The 19,961-nt window shown below is 44.1% G+C and carries 19 protein-coding genes; 12 read left to right on the forward strand and 7 right to left on the reverse strand.

Annotated elements, in window-relative coordinates; all coding sequences use genetic code 11:
• The first annotated feature begins 21 nt into the window (after positions 1–21).
• A complete protein-coding gene (gene tkt / locus ACYQ0Y_RS07000) occupies positions 22–2,007 on the forward strand; it encodes a transketolase (RefSeq protein ID WP_407882741.1) in 1,986 nt (661 codons plus the stop codon).
• A 137-nt stretch (positions 2,008–2,144) separates the two neighbouring features.
• On the opposite strand, the gene ACYQ0Y_RS07005 is transcribed toward tkt, so the two are convergent.
• Together ACYQ0Y_RS07005 and ACYQ0Y_RS07010 are read right to left on the reverse strand one after the other, a co-directional pair.
• The gene (locus ACYQ0Y_RS07005) at positions 2,145–2,840 is read right to left on the reverse strand and encodes an amino acid ABC transporter permease (RefSeq protein WP_407882743.1); all 696 of its coding nucleotides are present in this window, start codon (positions 2,838–2,840) and stop codon (positions 2,145–2,147) included.
• Positions 2,841–2,848: 8 nt separating this feature from the next.
• Positions 2,849–3,715 carry a transporter substrate-binding domain-containing protein gene (locus tag ACYQ0Y_RS07010; RefSeq protein WP_407882745.1) on the reverse strand — a complete coding sequence of 289 codons (867 nt, stop codon included), beginning with the start codon at positions 3,713–3,715 and terminating at the stop codon, positions 2,849–2,851.
• A gap of 238 nt (positions 3,716–3,953) precedes the next feature.
• Here ACYQ0Y_RS07010 and ACYQ0Y_RS07015 point away from each other — a divergent pair, with 238 nt between their 5' ends.
• Together ACYQ0Y_RS07015 and ACYQ0Y_RS07020 are read left to right on the forward strand one after the other, a co-directional pair.
• The gene (locus tag ACYQ0Y_RS07015; protein WP_407882747.1) at positions 3,954–5,168 is read left to right on the forward strand and encodes an MFS transporter; all 1,215 of its coding nucleotides are present in this window, start codon (positions 3,954–3,956) and stop codon (positions 5,166–5,168) included.
• A 414-nt stretch (positions 5,169–5,582) separates the two neighbouring features.
• Positions 5,583–6,905 (forward strand): ammonium transporter, encoded by a 1,323-nt coding sequence (locus ACYQ0Y_RS07020; protein WP_407882749.1) that lies wholly within the window; start codon positions 5,583–5,585, stop codon positions 6,903–6,905.
• On the opposite strand, the gene ACYQ0Y_RS07025 is transcribed toward ACYQ0Y_RS07020, so the two are convergent.
• Positions 6,883–7,470, reverse strand: coding sequence for a TMEM175 family protein (locus ACYQ0Y_RS07025; protein WP_407882751.1), 588 nt, complete (start codon positions 7,468–7,470; stop codon positions 6,883–6,885). The genes ACYQ0Y_RS07020 and ACYQ0Y_RS07025 overlap by 23 nt on opposite strands.
• Before the next feature lie 153 nt (positions 7,471–7,623).
• On the reverse strand, positions 7,624–7,986 hold the full coding sequence (locus ACYQ0Y_RS07030) for a RepB family plasmid replication initiator protein (protein WP_407882753.1): 363 nt from the start codon (positions 7,984–7,986) through the stop codon (positions 7,624–7,626).
• A gap of 204 nt (positions 7,987–8,190) precedes the next feature.
• On the opposite strand from ACYQ0Y_RS07030, the gene ACYQ0Y_RS07035 reads away from it, so the two are divergent.
• Positions 8,191–8,337, forward strand: coding sequence for a hypothetical protein (locus ACYQ0Y_RS07035; RefSeq protein ID WP_407882755.1), 147 nt, complete (start codon positions 8,191–8,193; stop codon positions 8,335–8,337).
• A 173-nt stretch (positions 8,338–8,510) separates the two neighbouring features.
• Here the strand turns inward: ACYQ0Y_RS07035 and ACYQ0Y_RS07040 are convergent, their stop codons facing one another.
• Together ACYQ0Y_RS07040 and map are read right to left on the reverse strand one after the other, a co-directional pair.
• Positions 8,511–9,869: a DUF2252 domain-containing protein gene (locus ACYQ0Y_RS07040; protein WP_407882756.1), complete on the reverse strand. Its 1,359-nt coding sequence runs from the start codon at positions 9,867–9,869 to the stop codon at positions 8,511–8,513.
• Between the two features lie 93 nt (positions 9,870–9,962).
• On the reverse strand, positions 9,963–10,745 hold the full coding sequence (gene map / locus ACYQ0Y_RS07045) for a type I methionyl aminopeptidase (RefSeq protein ID WP_407882758.1): 783 nt from the start codon (positions 10,743–10,745) through the stop codon (positions 9,963–9,965).
• A 303-nt stretch (positions 10,746–11,048) separates the two neighbouring features.
• On the opposite strand from map, the gene ACYQ0Y_RS07050 reads away from it, so the two are divergent.
• The 6 genes from ACYQ0Y_RS07050 (at position 11,049) to ACYQ0Y_RS07075 (ending at position 17,347) form a co-directional block, all read left to right on the forward strand.
• A complete protein-coding gene (locus ACYQ0Y_RS07050; RefSeq protein WP_407882760.1) occupies positions 11,049–11,840 on the forward strand; it encodes an alpha/beta hydrolase fold domain-containing protein in 792 nt (263 codons plus the stop codon).
• 276 nt (positions 11,841–12,116) lie between these two features.
• Positions 12,117–13,067 (forward strand): L-lactate dehydrogenase, encoded by a 951-nt coding sequence (locus tag ACYQ0Y_RS07055; RefSeq protein WP_407882762.1) that lies wholly within the window; start codon positions 12,117–12,119, stop codon positions 13,065–13,067.
• 210 nt (positions 13,068–13,277) lie between these two features.
• On the forward strand, positions 13,278–14,660 hold the full coding sequence (locus tag ACYQ0Y_RS07060; protein WP_407882764.1) for a class II fumarate hydratase: 1,383 nt from the start codon (positions 13,278–13,280) through the stop codon (positions 14,658–14,660).
• A gap of 23 nt (positions 14,661–14,683) precedes the next feature.
• Positions 14,684–14,815: a hypothetical protein gene (locus ACYQ0Y_RS07065; protein ID WP_407882766.1), complete on the forward strand. Its 132-nt coding sequence runs from the start codon at positions 14,684–14,686 to the stop codon at positions 14,813–14,815.
• Between the two features lie 11 nt (positions 14,816–14,826).
• Positions 14,827–16,245 carry an anion permease gene (locus tag ACYQ0Y_RS07070; RefSeq protein ID WP_407882768.1) on the forward strand — a complete coding sequence of 473 codons (1,419 nt, stop codon included), beginning with the start codon at positions 14,827–14,829 and terminating at the stop codon, positions 16,243–16,245.
• A gap of 172 nt (positions 16,246–16,417) precedes the next feature.
• Complete coding sequence (locus ACYQ0Y_RS07075; RefSeq protein WP_407882769.1) at positions 16,418–17,347, forward strand: aldo/keto reductase; 930 nt, start codon at positions 16,418–16,420, stop codon at positions 17,345–17,347.
• 82 nt (positions 17,348–17,429) lie between these two features.
• Here ACYQ0Y_RS07075 and ACYQ0Y_RS07080 read toward each other — a convergent pair whose 3' ends face one another.
• Entirely contained in the window at positions 17,430–18,374 is a 945-nt protein-coding gene (locus tag ACYQ0Y_RS07080) for a sugar-binding transcriptional regulator (protein WP_407882771.1), read from the reverse strand.
• 243 nt (positions 18,375–18,617) lie between these two features.
• On the opposite strand from ACYQ0Y_RS07080, the gene citC reads away from it, so the two are divergent.
• A complete protein-coding gene (gene citC / locus ACYQ0Y_RS07085) occupies positions 18,618–19,676 on the forward strand; it encodes a [citrate (pro-3S)-lyase] ligase (protein WP_407882773.1) in 1,059 nt (352 codons plus the stop codon).
• Complete coding sequence (gene citD, locus ACYQ0Y_RS07090) at positions 19,666–19,959, forward strand: citrate lyase acyl carrier protein (RefSeq protein WP_407882775.1); 294 nt, start codon at positions 19,666–19,668, stop codon at positions 19,957–19,959. The genes citC and citD overlap by 11 nt, the downstream gene beginning before the upstream one ends.
• Positions 19,960–19,961 lie beyond the last annotated feature (2 nt).

Raw genomic sequence — 19,961 nt, forward strand, 5'->3', positions numbered from 1 at the left:
TTGAAAGGAAGAGAGTTAATCATGACTTTTACTGATTCAGATCAAGATGCAGTCAATGCAATTCGTTTTTTAAGTGTTGATATGATTGAAAAAGCGAATAGTGGACATCCAGGACTACCGATCGACGCTGCACCAATGGCCTATGTTCTGTGGGAAAAATTAATGAATTTTAATCCGCATGACCCTAAATGGATAAATCGTGATCGCTTTGTTTTAAGCGCCGGACATGGTTCAGCCTTACTTTATAGTTTGCTTCACTTAAATGGTTTTGGGGTCGAAATTTCTGACTTGCAGCAATTTCGTCAACTTGGCTCGGTTACACCTGGACACCCTGAAGTGACGGAAACGTCAGGAATTGATGCAACGACGGGTCCACTTGGGCAAGGATTGGGTATGGCTGTTGGGATGGCGATGGCCGAAAAACACTTAGCAGCGATGGTTAACCGTCCTGGTTATAACGTGATTGACCATTACACCTATGCCATCGTTGGTGACGGGGATCTCATGGAGGGAATTAGTCATGAGGCGATCAATTTAGCTGGGAATAAAAGCTTAAATAAATTGATTGTATTGTATGATTCTAATGACATTTCTCTCGATGGCCCGTTAGCGTTAAGCGCGACTGATAGCGTTCGTGATCGTTTTAAAGCGGCCCAGTGGGATTACGAAGAGGTGCTTGATGGTAACGATTTGGCGGCAATTAGCCAAGCCTTGATCCATGCAAAGCAAAACGACCGGCCAACGTTAATCGAAGTCAAAACAGTTATTGGTTATGGGACACCCGAAGCCGGCACCAATAAGGTTCATGGTGCAGCACTCGGTGAGGCTAATTTGACCCAAATGCGTCATTTTTATGATTGGTCTTTCCAGCCGTTTGAAATTTCAGATTCAATTTATCAAACTTATCACGATGCAATGCCCGATAAACTGGCACAGTACAATGCTTGGCAAACAATGTTCACCGATTTCACCAACAGATTTCCTGACCAAGCGCAGCGGCTAACAGTGAATACGTTAGACATGGCTGGAGTTACGGTTGACGATCAGAAGTATGCGACACCAACAGCGACGCGAGTGATCAACGCAGATTTGATCCAACAGATCGCCAAACACAATGAAAACTTTTGGGGTGGCGCTGCTGATCTTTCCTCCTCAAACAAGACATTTTTAAGCGACGTTGGGGACTTTACAGCACTGTCACCACAAGGACGCAATATTTTCTTTGGTGTCCGGGAGTTCGGGATGGCCGCTGCGCTTAACGGGATCATGTTACATGGTGGCAGTCGCGTATTCGGTAGCACCTTTTTCGTCTTTAGTGACTATTTGAAGGCCGCGATTCGATTAGCTGCCATTCAAAAATTGCCGACTACATTTATTTTTACCCACGATTCATTAGCAGTTGGGGAAGATGGACCAACACACGAACCGGTTGAACAACTGGCGGCTTTGCGAAGCATTCCAAATGTGAATGTATTCCGGCCTGCAGATGCCTCGGAGACGTTGGGGGCATGGCAAACGATCAGTAAAACTAATGACCGGCCTAACGTTCTCGTTTTGACGCGGCAGAAACTACCTCAATTGAGCTGTGCTAGTGTGGCTAATGTCGAAAAAGGGGCATACGTTATTTCCCCAGCAAAAAGTCAGACACCTGATGGTATTTTAATCGCCACAGGATCTGAAGTTAGTTTGGCAATTGAAGCACAAGCGCAGTTGCGAGATCGATCCTATGATTTGGCAGTTGTCTCCATGCCAAGTATGGAGCGATTCCGAGCCCAATCTGTTGAATACCGAGAAAGCGTGTTGCCACCAGATGTATCTCGTCGGATCTCCATTGAAATGGGCAGCGCCTTTGGCTGGGGTGAATTCACGGGTCTGCATGGCACCAACATTAGTGTCAATGAATTTGGCATGAGTGGCAAAGGACCTGAGGTGGTTAAACAATATGGGTTCACCGTTTCAACGATTGTTCAAACGTTTGAACGATTATGGCGAGAAACAGAAAATTAACAAGTGAATTTGGTTTAAGACAAATAAACGCGGGATATAAGTTGATAAGTGACCAGCATTAAGCTGCCATCGCTTGGCTTACGTCCTGCGTTTATTTAGATTGGCAATACGATATATATCGTATTGGGCGCCAACATTTAATTGTTTGTCGATACTGCCAAACGTTTTTCTAGCCATGCTTGACCTGCTGTGAGTCCAGAGCAACAGGCCCAATAAATGAGCGCGACTAATAAATAGACGGTCATGTAATCAAACTGTTTGCCGCCTTCAATCTTAGCGCGCATGAACATTTCCGAAACAGTGACCATGGCAGCCAGTGAGGTGCCTTTAAACATGTCTAAAAGGATGTTTCCTAGTGCAGGAATGGCGATCCGAAAGGCCTGAGGTAAGATAACGTAGCGAATCGCCTTGGTGTAAGAGAAGCCTAATGAATAACTAGCTGACCACTGACCAGCGGCAACACCCATAAAGGCCGACCGGAAAACTTCGGAAACGAATGCAGCGGCGTTTAAAATGAAAGCAATTGCGGCCGCTACGAAGGCGTTTAGCTGAATACCAGCGTATGGTAAGCCAAAGTATAGAATGAATAGGAGGACCAACGCTGGCACACCACGCATAAAGGAAATGTAGGTGCGCGTTAACCAATGAATGATCCGCCGTGAACTGAGTTGGCCCAACGTTAAAATGAGTCCCCAAATAAGCGCACCGATAAAACTGACCGCTGTTAACTCAATGGTTAGTGGTAGCCCACCTAAAATAAAAGGTAACGCGTGCCAAGCAAAACGGGCATTAAAAAAATTAGGGATGGTTAGCCAGGATAGTAATTGATTCATGAGCGAACTCACTTAATCTTGATGTAGGTTGTTTTAACGGTTGGACGTTTAGAGACATTTTGACCACCGTAAAATTTTTTAGATAGCTTAGCAATCGTGCCATCAGCTTTCAGCTTTTTGATTTCACGATTAACTTCTTTTTGTAACTTTGAGTTACTCTTTTTCATCAAAATACCCGTACCATTTTTATCATCTTGTGTGGTGAAATAAAGGTTCTTCGGGATGGTTAATGGTAAGTTTGGCAAGGCTTTTAGGGCCATGGACTGAAGGTAATAATCATTTAAAATCACATCAGTACGACCATTGGCAACATCACGAAGATAGACGTCATTAGAGACATTATCGTAATTGACCTGTTTGGCACCCAATTGACTGGCCAGTTTTTGATAATTTGTGCCGGCTTCCCCAGCGGCCTTTTTTCCCTTAAGATCAGCAAAGCGATGGATGCCTGAGTCGTCATCTTTTCGTACAATCATGCTATCAAAGCTATATTTATAAGGGGTCGATAGTGCGAACTGCTTCTCACGCTGTTTGCTGATGCCGAAATCGTTGGCGGCCATTTGAACAGTGCCGTTATTAACGGCCGTCAGCATCCCATCAACGTCCATTTCCTTGAATTTAACTTGTTTATGTAGTCCTTTAGCAACGGCCTTAACGACGGCAACGTCGTATCCGGTCAATGCACTGCCTTTACTTTCGTGATATGAAGTTGGATATAAGGTACCTGAAGTGGCGACCGTCCATGTTTTTTGGGTTGCGACCTTGTCATTTGTTGTCGCTGCTGACTTACCACAACCGGTGAGAACAAACACTAGCAATAATGAACCGATCAATAATAAACCATGAATTGTCCTTAATCTGCGTCGCTGAATCACAAATAAAACTCCCTTTCAGAATAAGATGGGTTAAGCATAGACTTTATTGTGAAAAATGTAAACGCCTTCTTTTTACATCTTAATCCCTATAAATCAAAATGTTAGTAATGCGGATTATCTTGTTTTCACAAGCGGTTTTATAACAAATCGTTAGATGACGTGACAGTTTGTTTCAATTAATGAACTGGGGACGCGTGGTATAGTATTCATTATCAATGAAAATCGGGTGGCGAACGAAATGCAACATAAGCAAATGGCACAATGGCAAAAAAATATGTACGCACTATGGATCGGTAACTTTGTAACCGGTGCAGGTGCTAGCATGAGCTTGCCATTTTTGCCATTATTTATTAGTCAGATGGGTCACTATCCAAAATGGGAGTTAACGCTTTATGCAGGACTAGCTTTTTCGGTCACGTTTTTAAGTCAAGCTGTTGTTTCGCCGTTATGGGGTAAATTGGCCGACCGAACTGGCCGTAAACCGATGCTCCTGCGAGCGGCCGTGGGAATGACGATTACCGCAACCCTCACTGGATTTTCAACTAATGTTTGGATTTTAATTGGGCTGCGTTTAATTCAGGGGGCGTTTTCCGGTTATGTTAACAATGCCTATGCGCTAATTGCTAGCGAGGTGCCAATGGAACAAAGTGGCAAGACAATGGGCACATTGACGACTGGCTCAGTAGGTGGTCAACTGATTGGCCCAATTATTGGCGGATATATCGCTGGATTATTTGGGTTTCGAATTCCCTTTTTTATCTTTGGCTTACTAATGTTAATCGCCTCAGTCGTCACTGGTCTGTTTGTAAAGGAAGACTTTGTGCCGGCCGATCCAAGAAAGGCCGGGGCGAAAGCCAGTGCTTTTGCTGGGATCAAACATGTCCGAATCGTGTGGGCAATGATCGTTTCCTCGATGCTCATTCAAGGGGCGACGACCTCCATTAATCCGATTATCAGTCTATTTGTTAAGGAACTCATGCATGCGCAAGGAAATATTGCCTTGGCCAGTGGGGTAATTGCGGCCTTGCCAGGGATTGCGACGCTTATTGCTGCGCCACGACTGGGGGCTTTGGGCGATCGCATTGGTCCGCAACGGGTATTGGTGGCCGGTTTGATTTTTTGTGGGTGTGTTTTCTTGCCGATGTTCTTTGTAACAACGGTAATGATGTTAGGAATTCTCCGCTTTTTGGTAGGCATTTCCGATGCCGCTTTATTGCCAGTGACACAAACGGTGATGACGCTCAATACACCACAAGAAGCGGTTAGTCGAATCTTTAGCTACAATCAGTCAGCACAAGCTATCGGTTCGGTAATTGGGCCAATGCTAGCTTCTGGAGTAGCCGGAGTTTTAGATTATCGATATGTATTTTTGATGACGACTGGGTTAGTTTTAATTAATCTGGCAGTGGTGGTGTGGGCCTATCGAACCGATCCAGTGGCGTCAGTTAATTGATTGAGATAAAGAGATGTCTTGTAGGATTTGTGGGTGGGATATACGTCGGGAACTTCGCTTTAAGCGAGGTGCACACGAGGTATATCCCATCTTTTTGCCTGAGCCAGTCTGGCATGGGCTCGAGCAACAATGGACGATTGAAGTTAATGAGAATAAAACTGTGGTGTCGGGATTTCATGTACCAGACAGTTATTTTCGAAGTGACTTTGTTTCTCGACAAACTTGATAAGTTTTTCTAAAGCGGTTTTGATGGAAAAACTAGTATAGCAACCAATGGTGAATTAAAAGACCGTAACATGTGTCATAAAAGCTAACATTCACCTATACCAATTAGAGAATTTACCTTTACAGGTCGCAAAGCGACTTCTATACTGCTCAACCATAGGCAAAGAGAGATTAGAAAAGGGTGGTTAGATGAATGCAGCCAACACGGCCTTTATGGCCTTAGCAACCATTTTAGTGTTATTCATGACGCCGGGATTAGCCTTTTACTATGGCGGATTAGTCAGCAAACGTAATGTTGTGAATACGATGCTATCCGTATTTGTTATCTGTGGAATCGCAATCTTATTATTTATTGTCGTGGGCTATGAATTGGCGTTCAACGGTGACCTTGCTGGTGTGATTGGACACGTCAATCACTTCTTTCTACATGGCGTATCTTTAACTAAGCTCACCGCGACCGGAATTCCAGAAGGGTTATACTTCCTCTTTGAAATGATGTTTGCCATCATTACGCCAGCCCTATTTGTTGGTGCGGTAGTCGGTCGAATTCGCTTTAACTTTCTTCTTGCTTTTATCATCTGCTGGAGCTTATTGGTTTATTACCCAATGGTGCATCTAGTCTGGAGTACACATGGGTGGTTAGCTCGCTTAGGAGTGCTTGATTTTGCTGGTGGTACGGTTGTCCATATTAATGCCGGGGTCACAGCTTATGTCTTGTCGGCTTTTTTAGGACGTCGACTAAAAACGACTCAATCAACAGATGAGTCGCATCCGTACAATTTGCCGTGGGTATTGTGTGGAACAGCGATTTTATGGGTTGGCTGGTATGGGTTCAATGCAGGTAGCGCATTAGCCATTAATCAGATAGCTGTGACCGCCATGCTAACGACAACTGTGGCAACTGCGAGCGCAATGGTTGTGTGGCTGATACTTGAAATGACATTGCGAGGTAAAGTATCGCTCCCCGGAATTTGTACGGGAACATTGTGTGGTCTGGTAGGGATCACGCCGGCAGCTGGCTATGTTACGGTGGCTGGGGCCTTTTGGATCGGGATGTTGGCCACGCTAGCTAGTTATGGATTTGTCCATTATTTAAAGGCTAAAATTGGGATTGATGATGTGTTAGATGCTTTTGGATGCCATGGCGTTGCTGGTATTACCGGTTCAATTTTAACTGGTGTTTTTGCCACTCGGCAGGTCAATCATTCAATTTTGCGCAACGGGTTATTATATGGTGGTGGTTGGCAGCTATTTGGTCGTCAGTTGATAGGCACTGGGTTGACAGTTGTCATAGTTGCAGTGGCGAGCACGGTAGTCGTGATGGGTTTGCGACTGGTTATTTCAATGCGAGTATCACCCGCGGCCGAACGTCTGGGCCTAGATGAGAGTGAACATGGTGAACATGTTGACGATAGTGAAAATTCAATGCGTGAAATTGCCCAACATCAAACGGAATTCGCTGGTCAATTAGCCCGGTTGAACACAGAACCTAATCATGATTCGGACGATTAAGTTCTTCTTCCACCCGCCGTTCAGGAATAAACCAAATGAGGATGGCTAAGAAGGTACTGATTAAAATCATCGGTGACCACCAAAAGCCGATTCCAATTCCGATCAGTGGAATGAGAATGTAAGTCGTAATTTTACCAGGCCGTGAGATGGCGTAGCGCAATTTCTTGTTTTCAGGATCTGCTAAAACCAAGGTCCACTCTAAGGCAAAGTAGCCAATGGACAACAAAATGAAGACGACACCGTAAAAAAGTTCGGCCGGGAAAGCGTTGAAGTGTTCATCCACGAATTTACTGGCATACGGGAAAAATGAGGCGCTGAACAGCATGAACCCATTGGCCCACAAGACACTACCGTTAATTCTGCGAACAAGTTGGAAAATGTGATGTTGATTATTCCACATCACCAGCAAGGCGATAAATGAAATAAAATAGGCGATAAAACTTTGCTTTAATGCCCAAATTGCGGCCCAAGTTGCTGCGTCGGGTTGCTTAAGTTCTAAGACCAAAATAGTCATAGCAATGGCAAGAACTGCGTCTGTAAACGCGGTTAAACGTTCCTTATTCAATTTTAACTGCCTCCAATTTGATTTTTGAATTTATTATGACATAACTTATAGGACGGATTGCTGTCTAGGATGTTTCCATAAAAAAATGCTGACTTGAGCACCTTCAGGCACGAAATCAGCAGGGTGAATCTTAATTGTTATTAAGCTTAAAATTTATTTTTTCCAGTGCGCTTCGTCAATCTGCACTAGAAATTCAAAATCAGGATTAAGTTGAACCGAGACGATTTGTTGGTCATTAACTAGACCAATTTTACTGAAAAAGTCGTGTTTCACTGGTCCATCACCAAGATCGTAAGTCGTGCTGGTCTGACTGATGTGATCGATGACCGTAGTTAACAGTTGGTTAAAGTCGGTTGTAGTACCGCCAGTTAACCATTGCAGTTCGTCATAGTTAAAAACAACAGAAGTGGTTCGTAAGTGGTGCATTCGCGTCAAAATCGCAAAAAAGAGATTCAACTCATTTTTTGATAAATTGGCAAACGCTACCCCCTCAATGTGCATGTCATTATTTGCCATAATTACAGCTCCTTTCAAACATCTGCATTGCCATACTGTTACCATACGCTAGCCTAGTCGTTTTAATCAATTATTTATGACCATAATCGGTAATTATAAAGTTTTGCCATGCTTTGAGCACGATTACTGACGAATTGCCGTTTGAACCTGTATAATTACTTTTGTTGACTAGAACTCTGACAAGACTGAAGGAGTGAGCCACAAATGAGTAAGAGTAATGAACCACATAAACGCATCGACTTTGATAGTCCGAAGATGGATTGGGTTGTGGATCAGTTGTTTACTGATCCAACGGACAGTGAGACGAGTACCCCGCACAGTTTTGAAATTTGGATTAGTCCAGAAAAATAATGCGTGTTTCACGTGAAACAAGTTTCGATTAAACAGGCAATAGCATGCTGATTGGTAAGGAATACCAACAAAAAATGGCCATCTCAAGGGATGGCCATTTTTTGTTGGAAAATAAAGTTATTGAAGTTGATCCGGATAATCATGGAATTGCTACAACGAAAGAGATATTTTGGTTAGTGGTTAGGATGCTCCTTCAAAAATGCAGCGTAATCAGCTTCCACCTGTGGTACATAGGCTTCTGCCCATTGCGTCATCGCTAAATCAAAATCTTTGTCGTTATCAATGTACCCATCAATCATGGGAGCAGTTGGTGTTTGACAGTGATCGATAGCTAGCAAACGACCACAAGCTTCAGCGTAGAGGTGAAATTGCTGCCAATTTAGACTATGCAAATCAACGGATGTTTTCATATCCCGAAACTGACGAACATAAAAGCTATGATGACGACTTTGAAAGTAGCCGAGAAACGGGTCGGAAGCAGACTGGAGAATTTTTTGCGACTCAATAATCCGTTGACCTTCACTCTCTTCAAAAGTTGCGCTCAGATTCAATTGACGTTCTGCGCCTGTTTTGCGTGTGGGCAGAGCTTCCTTGATTTGTAGGACTAAATGGCTACCATCATTACTGGTGAGGAGTACTAAATAGCACCGTGAGCCAAAGCTGCCGACGCCGACACAGTGACGGGCTACATCAGTTAGTTCATATTGTGACAGCAATAATGCCACGTCGGATCGTACCGTGGTTCGATAGGCCGCTAAGTAATCGCTGATATGGCGAGTTACGTCATCATCGGTATGCCGAGTAATCTTGGCATTGTCGATAAAGCGTCGACCATGAGCGGTTAGTGAAGTGAACTTGTTAACGACTTGTTCGGAGTTACGTTTCTGGGCTTTGTCAATAAATGTTTGCATGAGTGAGCGAGCTGGGCTGGTCGGTGCCGCCGATAAAACGCTCTCCACATCATTTGCTGGATAGAATCGATCTAGTGTTGATCGTTGGCAACTAAAGTGAATCCCTTTACGATAACTTTTAGCGACATGGCGAACAGCTTTGTGGATCTTTTTTGCGGAGAAACCATTTTCTTGACCAGCTAAACTGACACTGACAAGTAGTCGTTTGACATCGCGTTCCCACGAGTTCACGCCAGCTTCGTCAAAATCGTTGAGGTCGAATACTAAGCGACGTTCCGGCGAGGCAAAAAAGCCAAAATTGCCTAAGTGGGCATCGCCAGAGATAACCACAGGAATGTGGGTACTGGCTTGATGATTTAGGTCATAAGCCATCAGTTCAGCGGTCCCCCGAAAAAAGGTAAATGATGAGACACCCATCCGCCGATAGCGTTCCGGTAATAATTCGGGGACTAGCATGTCAGCGATGCGTGACATGAGCAGGGTGGGGTCTCGTTGTTGGGGAACAAAACGGCCCAACTGAGCAAAGGAAACTTGTTGGCGTAGTTGCTGGCCTTGTTGATGTAACGCTTGTTGAGATTGTGTGACTTGAATGTTTGTGAGATTGAGTCCGGTCTTTGGCATGACCCTGCACTCCCTTAATTAGTTAGTGTAAACGCCTTGGTTCCATAACTTGTGAACCAAGGCGTTTGTGTGCTTTGCGCAAAATAGCAAAGCTTATAAATATTTAGCGTCAAATTCAGGATCTTGACTGGTTAAAATCTTGGGACCATCTTTAGTGACAACGAGTGTGTGTTCATATTGACAACTCAGGCTGCCATCTAATGTGCGAACGGTCCAACCGTCATCGGCCACCGGTGCACATCGCCAATCACCAATGTTGACCATGGGTTCGATGGTAATCGTCATTCCTTCACGTAATCGCAAACCTTTACCAGGTTCACCGTAAGCGGGTACCATCGGATCTTCGTGCATCGTTGGCTGAATACCATGGCCTACGTACTCACGCACATCTCCGTAGCCCATTTCATCTTCGACATAATGTTGAATCGCCCAACCAATATCGCCAATTCGATTGCCAATTACAGCCTGATCAATGCCGAGATAGAGCCCTTTTTTAGTGACGTCCATCAGTTTTTTGACTTCATCACTGACATCGCCAACGGCAAATGCCCAGCAAGAATCAGACATGTAGCCATCGACACTGATCACTGTATCCACTTTAACTAAATCGCCGTTTTTTAGGAGTAAGGCTTTTCTTGGGAAGGCATGACAAACTTCTTCGTTCACACTGACACAAGTCGCGTAGTCGTAGCCCTCGAATCCTTTCTCTTCTGCTTTTGCATGGTGATCGTCTAAATAGCGGAGCGCATAGCGTTCAATTTCCCAACTAGAAATGCCTGGTTTGATGATGTCGCGCAAACCGATATGCATGCCGGCTAAAATAGCGCCAGCCTTGCGCATCCCTTCAATTTCACGGGGTGATTTTAAAGTAATCATGACTAATTTTCTTCTCTTTTCTACAAGACTTAGTTACTCACTCGTCTAGTATACCCATTTATGGTAAAAAATGCAGGGTCGAGAAAGCCAGCGTACGTGTGAGAATGCTTTGAGCCTAAGTAGCCGTGCGAACAATCGCATTTTCGACAGGAAACCAAGCGTGAAGGCGATCATGTTCTTCGTGCAAGCATAGCCTGATACTTCCTTGAGTAAAGTTGTTACCCTTAGTGACTTATCTGGTGGTAGGCTAATTCTAGATTAGAATCCCAATGATGAAATGATAAGAAAGCATGGGTGAGATAAATGGCAAAAATTTCGCAAACGTTAGATGTCGTCTATGATGCGACTTTAGATTTGAAATTAGATGTTTATTATCCAGAAAATCAATCATTACTTGGTGGCATTATTGATGTTCATGGTGGCGGCTGGTTTCGTGGTGACAAGGCTAAAGATGCCGATTGGGCCACCCGATTAGCGAATGAAGGCTTTCTAGTGGTGGTGCCCAATTATCGGATTACGCCAGCTGGATATTATCCAGATCCGTTGACGGATATGGACCACGTATACGATTGGCTGAAACACAGCGATTACGACTTTGATAAAAGCAAAATTGCCGCTGTTGGTTCCTCAGCAGGTGGGAATATGACGGTTGAAATGGGGATTAAATTTGGCATTCCGATTGTCTCACTTTCTGGAATTATCGACATTGAAGATTGGTTACAGCATCATGAAGCAGTCGTTGCTAAACCGGACACGACGCAAGACTTTAATGCAGCTAGTGCTCAAATCGATCAAACCGGTGCGAATGATTCCTTCTATAAATGGTTCGTGACAAATTACTTTAATGGTCGAACTGATCAGTACAAGGATGCAACGCCATATTTACATGTGACGGATCAAACTGGACCAATGTATTTAGCTAATTCGCTCAATGAATTTGTGCCAACGTCTGGCGTAATTAGCTTGGCAGAAACGTTGAACGTGCATCAAATTCCGTCCACTAGTCGTTTCTTGACTGGTTCACGTCACGCTAAAGGTTACTTAGATGATGTGTATGACGAAACGGTGGCCTTTTTAAAACGAAATTTAGCCTAAAATTGGGCGGTATGTTACTTAAAACAACCATGATTGCCAAAGGGTGATCGTGGTTTTTTGTTGTCTTGATTGTTTGAAAAAATATTCACATAGATTATTTTAATGGTGACTACCTCGTTTGACTATAATTCGAGTCAACGGTTACGGTTACACCATCAGAATTGTGATGTTATCGCTACCAATGTTTCCGATGAGGTTCATTGCACATCCGTGAATTCTACGATTTATTTTTGTGCATAAATTCATTTATAGACAGCTACGGAAAGGAAGTTTACTTTGGCAAATCAAACCATACATCAAAAAGTTGTTTTGATCGGCGACGGGGCAGTGGGTTCTTCATATGCCTTTGCAATGTTGCAGCAGCAAATTGCTGACGAGTTGGTCATAGTTGATATTCAAACTGATCATGTTAGCGGGGACGCCTTAGATTTAGAGGATGTTCAGCCCCTAACAGGGCCATTAAATGTGCATCCAGGAACCTATCAAGATGCAACTGATGCTGACTTGGTGGTTATCACAGCTGGTGTGCCCCGCAAACCTGGCGAAACACGCCTCGATTTAGTTAATAAGAATTTAAATATTTTGAAAACAATTGTAAAGCCCATTGTCGAGAGTGGCTTTGCTGGCATTTTCATCGTCGCAGCTAATCCAGTTGATATTTTGACGATGGCGACCCAGAAATTATCAGGTTTTCCACGGGAGCGGGTGATTGGTACTGGAACCTCATTAGATTCCAGTCGATGGCAAGTAGCATTGGCTAACCGTTTATCAGTTGATTTGCGCACTGTGGACGCCTATATCTTAGGTGAACATGGTGATGGCCAATTTGCCGCCTATCAAGCAGCGGCAATTGCTGGACAGCCTTTGCTCGCAGTGGCCGCCAAACAAGGTGTTAGCCAACTGCAATTAACAGATTTAGAGACTACAACCCGCAAAAAAGGTGGATCAATCATTGGACTAAAAGGGGCCACCTTTTACGGCGTAGCGACAAGTCTGATGCGTTTGAGTCGTGCAGTGCTACATAACGAGAATATCGTGTTACCGATTGGTGCACCAGTTGATGGACAATACGGCCTGCATGACTTATACATTGGCACGCCAGCAGTGATTAACGCGCAAGGGATTGCGCAGATCTTAGAAGTGCCGTTATCTGCGGATGAGCAAGCAAAAATGGTCGCGTCAGCCAAGTCTCTACAGGCCATTGCGGCTGATGCCTTAGGGGATTAAAACTTCTAGAGATAGATATTTCAGCCCGGTTGAATCAGTGGTGATATTAAGATTTTTAATCAGTCGTGTAGGGTTTGACTATCGAGCTAAACGCGCGCTATCTTAGGCATAACAAAAATATCGTGATTCATTGAACAACGATAGAACGTTCAAAGCTGTTTTTTTAGCAGCTATTGTTAATAATTACACAAGAAAGTGGAGGGACCACTAATGTCAGATTTTCGTGTAGAAGAAGATACAATCGGGCCAGTTGAAATTCCTACTGACGCGCTGTGGGGACCGCAGACGGAACGAAGCCGAAATAACTTTCCAACTGGGCAGTTTATGCCAATTGCCATTATTCGCGCGTTATTGCAAATCAAAAAAGCTGCTGCAGAAGCGAACTTAGAGTTAGAGCAGATTGATGCTGCAAAGGGCAAATTGATTGTGCGTGCGATTGAGACGCTATTGGCCCTCAATGACGAAGAACTGCGGAAGGACTTTCCATTGCGAGTCTACCAGACAGGCTCTGGCACACAAACGAACATGAACACCAATGAAGTTGTCGCTCATCAAGCCGCAAAAATAGACCCAACAATTGAAATTTTACCTAATGATGATGTTAACAAGGGCCAAAGTTCCAATGATATTTTTCCAACAGCGATGAACATTACAGCAAGTGTTGCGATTGCCAATTTGGAGGAAGCAGCCCAACATCTGATCGATGAACTCAAGGTAAAGCAGGATCAGTATTGGCGAACGGTTAAAATTGGCCGAACTCATTTGCAAGATGCGACGCCATTGACGTTTGGCCAAGAAATTAGTGGCTGGGTCAGTGCATTGGAACATGATCGCGATTATTTGAAGTCTTTGGATCACACGTTATTGGAATTGGCGATGGGTGGAACTGCTGTTGGCACTGGTTTAAACGCGGCACCAGGTTTTGCTGATGATATTGCTAACCGGATGAAGCACGTTTACGGGCAATCCTTCACTGCGGATACCAACAAATTCTACGGTTTGGCGCATCATTCTAATTTAGATGTGGTTCACGGTGCTATGAAGACACTAGCGGCCGATTTAATGAAGATCGCTAACGATGTCCGTTTCTTGGCTAGTGGTCCACGGGCGGCTTATGCAGAATTAAACATTCCAGCCAATGAACCAGGCTCTTCAATTATGCCTGGGAAAGTTAACCCCACGCAAGCCGAGGCAATTACGATGGCAGCTGTGCGGGTGATGGGCAATGATGTGGTGGTTACGATGGCCTCCTCACAAGGGAATTTCGAAATGAACGTCTATAAACCTGTGCTCATCGATGCCTTTCTCGAATCGGCTGAATTGTTGCGGGGCACGATGATTGGTTTTGCGGATAAGATGATTCATGGATTGACCGTTAATGAAACACGAATGCAAGAACTCGTCGACAATTCCCTGATGACGGTAACAGCTTTATCGCCACACATCGGCTATCATGATAGTGCAAAAATTGCCCAAGAAGCTGATCAGGCGGGCACCACCTTGCGCGAGGCTGCCCTGAAATCTGGGAAGGTTTCCGCTGCGCAATTTGATGAATGGGTTGATCCGTTGAAGATGACGAACATCGATCGATAATCAGTCCAAATGGAGGAGTTAGCATGGCATTTCTATTCCTAAGTGGTCTAGGTCTGACATCTTTGCTCGTTGGGGTGATATTAGCGGCCTTACCAAGTGAGACAATGCGCTATCGTGATGTAGCAGTGTCTGACATACCGATGGACGAAAAATAAGGGGAATAATTATGGGTTTAGAAAAGGTGAATTATAAAAAATTTCTTTGGCCGATCATCATTGGTTTGATCATCTGGTTTATCGCGCCTGTTCGCCCAGCAGGAATTTCGCTGGCGGCGTGGCATGTACTAGCTATTTTTGTTGCTACAATCGTTGGTTGTATTACACAGCCACTGCCGATCGCTGGGGTTGCTTTATTGGGCATGACTTTAACCGTTCTGTTGGGACTTGTCCCGATGGAAAAAGCCGTGACCGCCTTTGGCACGAATGTGGTCTGGTTAATCGCCATGGCGTACTTTCTTTCCCGTGGCTTCATTAAAACTGGCTTTGGTCGCCGTGTCGCGTTAAATTTTGTGCGGTTGTTTGGTCGGCGGACGCTTGGACTAGCCTATGCCTTGATTGGCGTAGATTTAGTAACTGCACCGGCAACCCCGAGTAACACGGCTCGTGCCGGGGGAATCGTCTTTCCGATCATTGATTCATTGGCGACAACTTTTGGCTCAAATCCTAAAGACGGGACTGAACGAAAAATTGGCTCATTCTTGATGTTCTCAGAATTCCAGGGAGACATTATCACATCGGGGATGTTTATGACCGCGATGGCACCAAACTTAGTTGCTGTTGCAATGGCCAAAGCCGCCCACGTTAACATTACCTGGGTCGGCTGGTTCTTAGCAGCTTTGGTGCCAGGGATTATCAGCTTGATTGCGGTGCCATGGATCATTTATAAATTGTATCCACCAGAGGTCAAAGAAACGCCAAATGCAAAAGAGTGGGCGGAAAAAGAACTGGCTGAAATGGGTCCGATGAGCGTGGCTGAAAAGATCATGTGTGGTGTTTTCTTGCTCGCATTGTTCCTTTGGGTTATTTCTAGTTTTATCGGTTTAGATGCAACATTGGTGGCCTTCATTGCTGTGACGCTCTTATTAATTACCGGTGTTTTATCCGTTCAAGATGTCTTAAAAGAAACTGGGGCATGGAACACAGTGCTGTGGTTCTCAATTCTGATTTTCTTAGCGAACCAATTGACAGCTATGGGGTTAATTCCGTGGCTATCTAAGTCAATCGGAGTTGCGCTTCACGGTGTCAGTTGGTTGCTAGTGCTCGTTGTTTTATTCCTGTTTTACTTCTACACCCATTATTTATTTGCAAGTGGGACAGCGCATGTTAGTGCGATGTATGCGGCCTTGCTGGCGGTGGCCATTTCAGCACATGTACCGGCAATGCTAGCTGCAATCATGTTAGCTTTATGTGGTCCGTTGTTTAGTTCCACAACCCACTATGCAAGTGGTCCAGCGACTGTTATTTTCGGGGCTGGCTATGTCAAACAGTCTGATTGGTGGCGTCTAAATGCCATCTTAGGTGTCTTTTACATTATCGTTTGGCTTGGCGGTGGTCTACTCTGGACCAAAGTATTAGGGATGTGGTAAAAGCTTCCATTTGATAATTCAGTTAAACAAACCATTTTTTGAGTCTTTGAAAATGGCTTGTTTTTTAGTTAGCTTATTCGTTTGCTTGTTAACGGTGGACAGATTGTTTTACTTTTTTGTTGAAACTCCTATGATGAATTTAAAATGGTAAATCAACGAGGAGGATAACTAAATGACAACAAAAGTGACGATTGGGAAGAGTTCAGTGATGACCACTAAGTTAGGTTTAGGGACGAATAAAGTTGGTGGTCATAACTTGTTTAAGGATTTAGTTGATGAGGATGGCGCTGCGGTTGTGAAAAAAGCTTTGGATCAAGGAATTCAACTACTGGACACGGCATATATGTATGGCCTTGGTCGTTCAGAAGAAATCATTGGATCAGTGTTGAAAAAATATGATCGCGATCAAATCGTGTTAGCGACCAAGGCAGCCCAGGACCCGGAAGATGATCTAAAGCCCAATAATGATCCAGACTTTTTGACTAAAGCGGTGGATGACGCGTTGAAACGACTGCAGACCGATTACTTAGACATCTTTTACATTCATTTCCCAGATGACAAGACGCCTAAAGCGGAGGCAGTGGCAGCGTTGGCTAAATTGAAACAGGCAGGTAAGATTCGTGCGATTGGCGTGTCGAACTTTAGCCTGACTCAGATTAAGGAAGCCAATCGTGATGGACAGGTTGATATTGTAGAAGATAATTATAGTTTAGTTCATCGACAACCAGAACAGGATCTGTTTCCTTACCTCCGCGAGCAGGATATTTCGTTTGTACCTTATTTCCCATTAGCGTCTGGATTATTGACCGGGAAATATTCTGACAAGGATGCAGATAAGTTCGGACAGTTCACATCGACAGAATTTAAAACAATAATGACAGCGGTAACTGTCGTGCGTAATTTAGCCGAACAACATGAAGCAACAGTCGCGCAAGTCGTCTTAGCATGGTACTTAGCAAACCCAGATGTGGCGGTCGTTATTCCTGGCGCCCGTAAGCCAGCGCAGGTAGAAAGCAACGTTCAGGCGTTAAATGTGCAGCTTTCAGATGTTGAATATGCGGAGATCGATCAAGCATTTGCTGCATTTAAAACTAGAAAATGATGTTGAACACTTTTGTTGAATATTAATAACAGGGTGGTCCAAACCATTTTTATGGTTTAGACCACCCTGTTATTTTTTTGACTTATTCCGCAGCTTCCAATAGAACCCGATTGGCCACCGCTTCATCCGTAATGATATCCGTTAAAAAGCCACCACGTAGGGCACCTAATAGTGCACGACTCTTGAATTTGCTTTTAACGATAGCGACACGGCGTGGAATGGCTAATAAATCGGTCATGGACTGACCCATCGTTTTATCTTGGCGGTTAAGTAGTTGACCATTAATGTCGTATGGCCGGCCAAATAGGACTCCGGCAATGGCCTGACTGGAGACATCTGGAAACAAATCAGCAAAGTGCTGCTTCCAAACAGGAATACTATTGATTGACGCTAAAGTACCAATACCAGCAAAGATGAGATCCAACCGGTTAGCGGATGTGAAGGCCTCTTGAAAGGCTGGTTCTGAAGCCAATTGCTCGCGGACGTGGTCATTTTTAATATAGAGTGGCGCTGGCATGGTGACAAAATGAGCATCAAATTTGGCAGCTGCTTTTTGAACCAAAGGGACCGTGCTGGCCGCCGTGTTGAGCTTTAAATTATCCCCGATAAACTGGGTAAAGACGAGGTTTTCTTGAACCTCAGCTTGAAAATGATCAATGATGTTCCAAACGGTCCCACCCCAAGTCATCCCGACTGTACGACTGTGGTGGATTAATTCTTGAATTTCGCTAGCGGCAAAGTCAATGATGTTAGCCGAATCCTTATCTGGCGATTCACTATCACGTAGGATAAACATATGGTCCAATTTAAATTGACGTTTGAATTGTAATTCTAATTCCAAATTTCGGGAGACTGGCGCATCAATACTGATTTTAACCAGTCCAGTGGCAAGTGCTTCGTCCAAAGCCTTGCTGAGCAAATAACGACTCAATTGGTATTTTTTTGACAGATCGGTAATTGGTAATTTAGATAGGTAATAATCTTGGGCAATACTAGCCAGTAAAGCCCGATGTTTCACGTCATCCATGAATTATGCCTCATTCTTTTTGTTCATTTATATACATTTCATCACAAGTTTTAACAAATGACAAGTCAATTCGTATATTTTAAAAATAAGCTGATAATATTTTTATGAATTAAAAATAATTGACTATTATTTGCAAAATTTAGACAGAGGAATTACACTGTGATTGTAGAATTCACTGAGTGGAACGTTGAATTATCAGTTCAATGTGATTATTTGCACGATAAGCGAGGAGATGGTGCGTCGATGGCAGCAACGGTTGTGGATCTGCATCTGCACGATCCACAAGTACGGCAGACGTGGATGACATTTTTAACGTCATTGGGCATTACAGATTTTGATAATAGTGAAACCGCGCAAATCGACTTTACGCTAGGTATCTATGAAGGTAATCGGTTGGTAGCGACTGGCTCGGCGGCAGGAAACGTCTTGAAATACGTGGGCGTTTGCAATGAAGGAGAAACCAATGGTGCTCGCTTCAACACGATTGTTTCCGCATTGATCAACCGCTTAGCTCAAGCACAGATTTTTCATCTATTTGTGTTTACTAAGCGACAGTATCAACAGAGCTTTCAACATGTCGGCTTTAAGGAATTGGCCCACAGTGACGTGGCTGCTTTGTTAGAAACAGGCGATATAGGTGTCGATGACTTTTTAGCAGCTGTACCCCGGATCGCTGATCAGCAGACCAAACAAGTTGCTGGTATTGTGATGAACGCTAATCCATTTACCAACGGACATCGTTATTTAGTCGAAACAGCGGCTAAGGAAAATGACCTCGTATACGTGTTTGTTGTGAACACTGATGTTTCTTTATTTGGCACCGAACAACGTGTTCAGTTGGTCAAAGCTGGTACTGCTGATTTGAAGAATGTCAAAGTCATCAATGGTGGTGACTACATGGTCAGCTATGCGACTTTTCCAGCCTATTTTTTGCCGACGCCGGATCAACAGATTGACTACCAAACAACTTTAGACGCCCGGTTATTTCGCGAACAGATTGCACCAGCTCTGGCTATTTCAAGACGTTACGTGGGTAGCGAACCGCGCTCACATACGACAAATATCTACAATCAAGTACTCCAGCGAGAATTACCGCCTGCCGTAAAGGTTAAAGTGGTTGAACGTAATCACACGCCAAGTGGTGCATTGATTACCGCCACCGCTGTGCGCCAGGCAATTGCCGAAAATGCGCTGGAGTCCGTGCGTTCATTTGTACCAACAACAACCTTTACCTTTATTGAGCAACATCTTGATGAGCTGCAAGCTCGCATTCAGAAAGGAATGAACATTAATGGAAATTAAACAAACCGCGTTGGCGGGAACTGTGGAATCCTCTGACATTCAAATCATGCTTTCAAAAGGTAACGATGGGATTCAGATTGACTTAGAGTCAGATGTTGAAAAACAATTTGGCAAACAAATCCGCCAGGTGATCACCCAGACGTTACAAGCATTTGAGCTAACTGATGTGAAAGTCAAGGCAGTTGATAAAGGCGCGTTGGATTGTGTTATTAAAGCACGCACCATCGCGGCTGCGCAACGTGCTTTATCAACTCAGGATCAACCTGCGTGGGAGGTATTATAGAC

The sequence above is a fragment of the Furfurilactobacillus curtus genome, assembly GCF_054657915.1.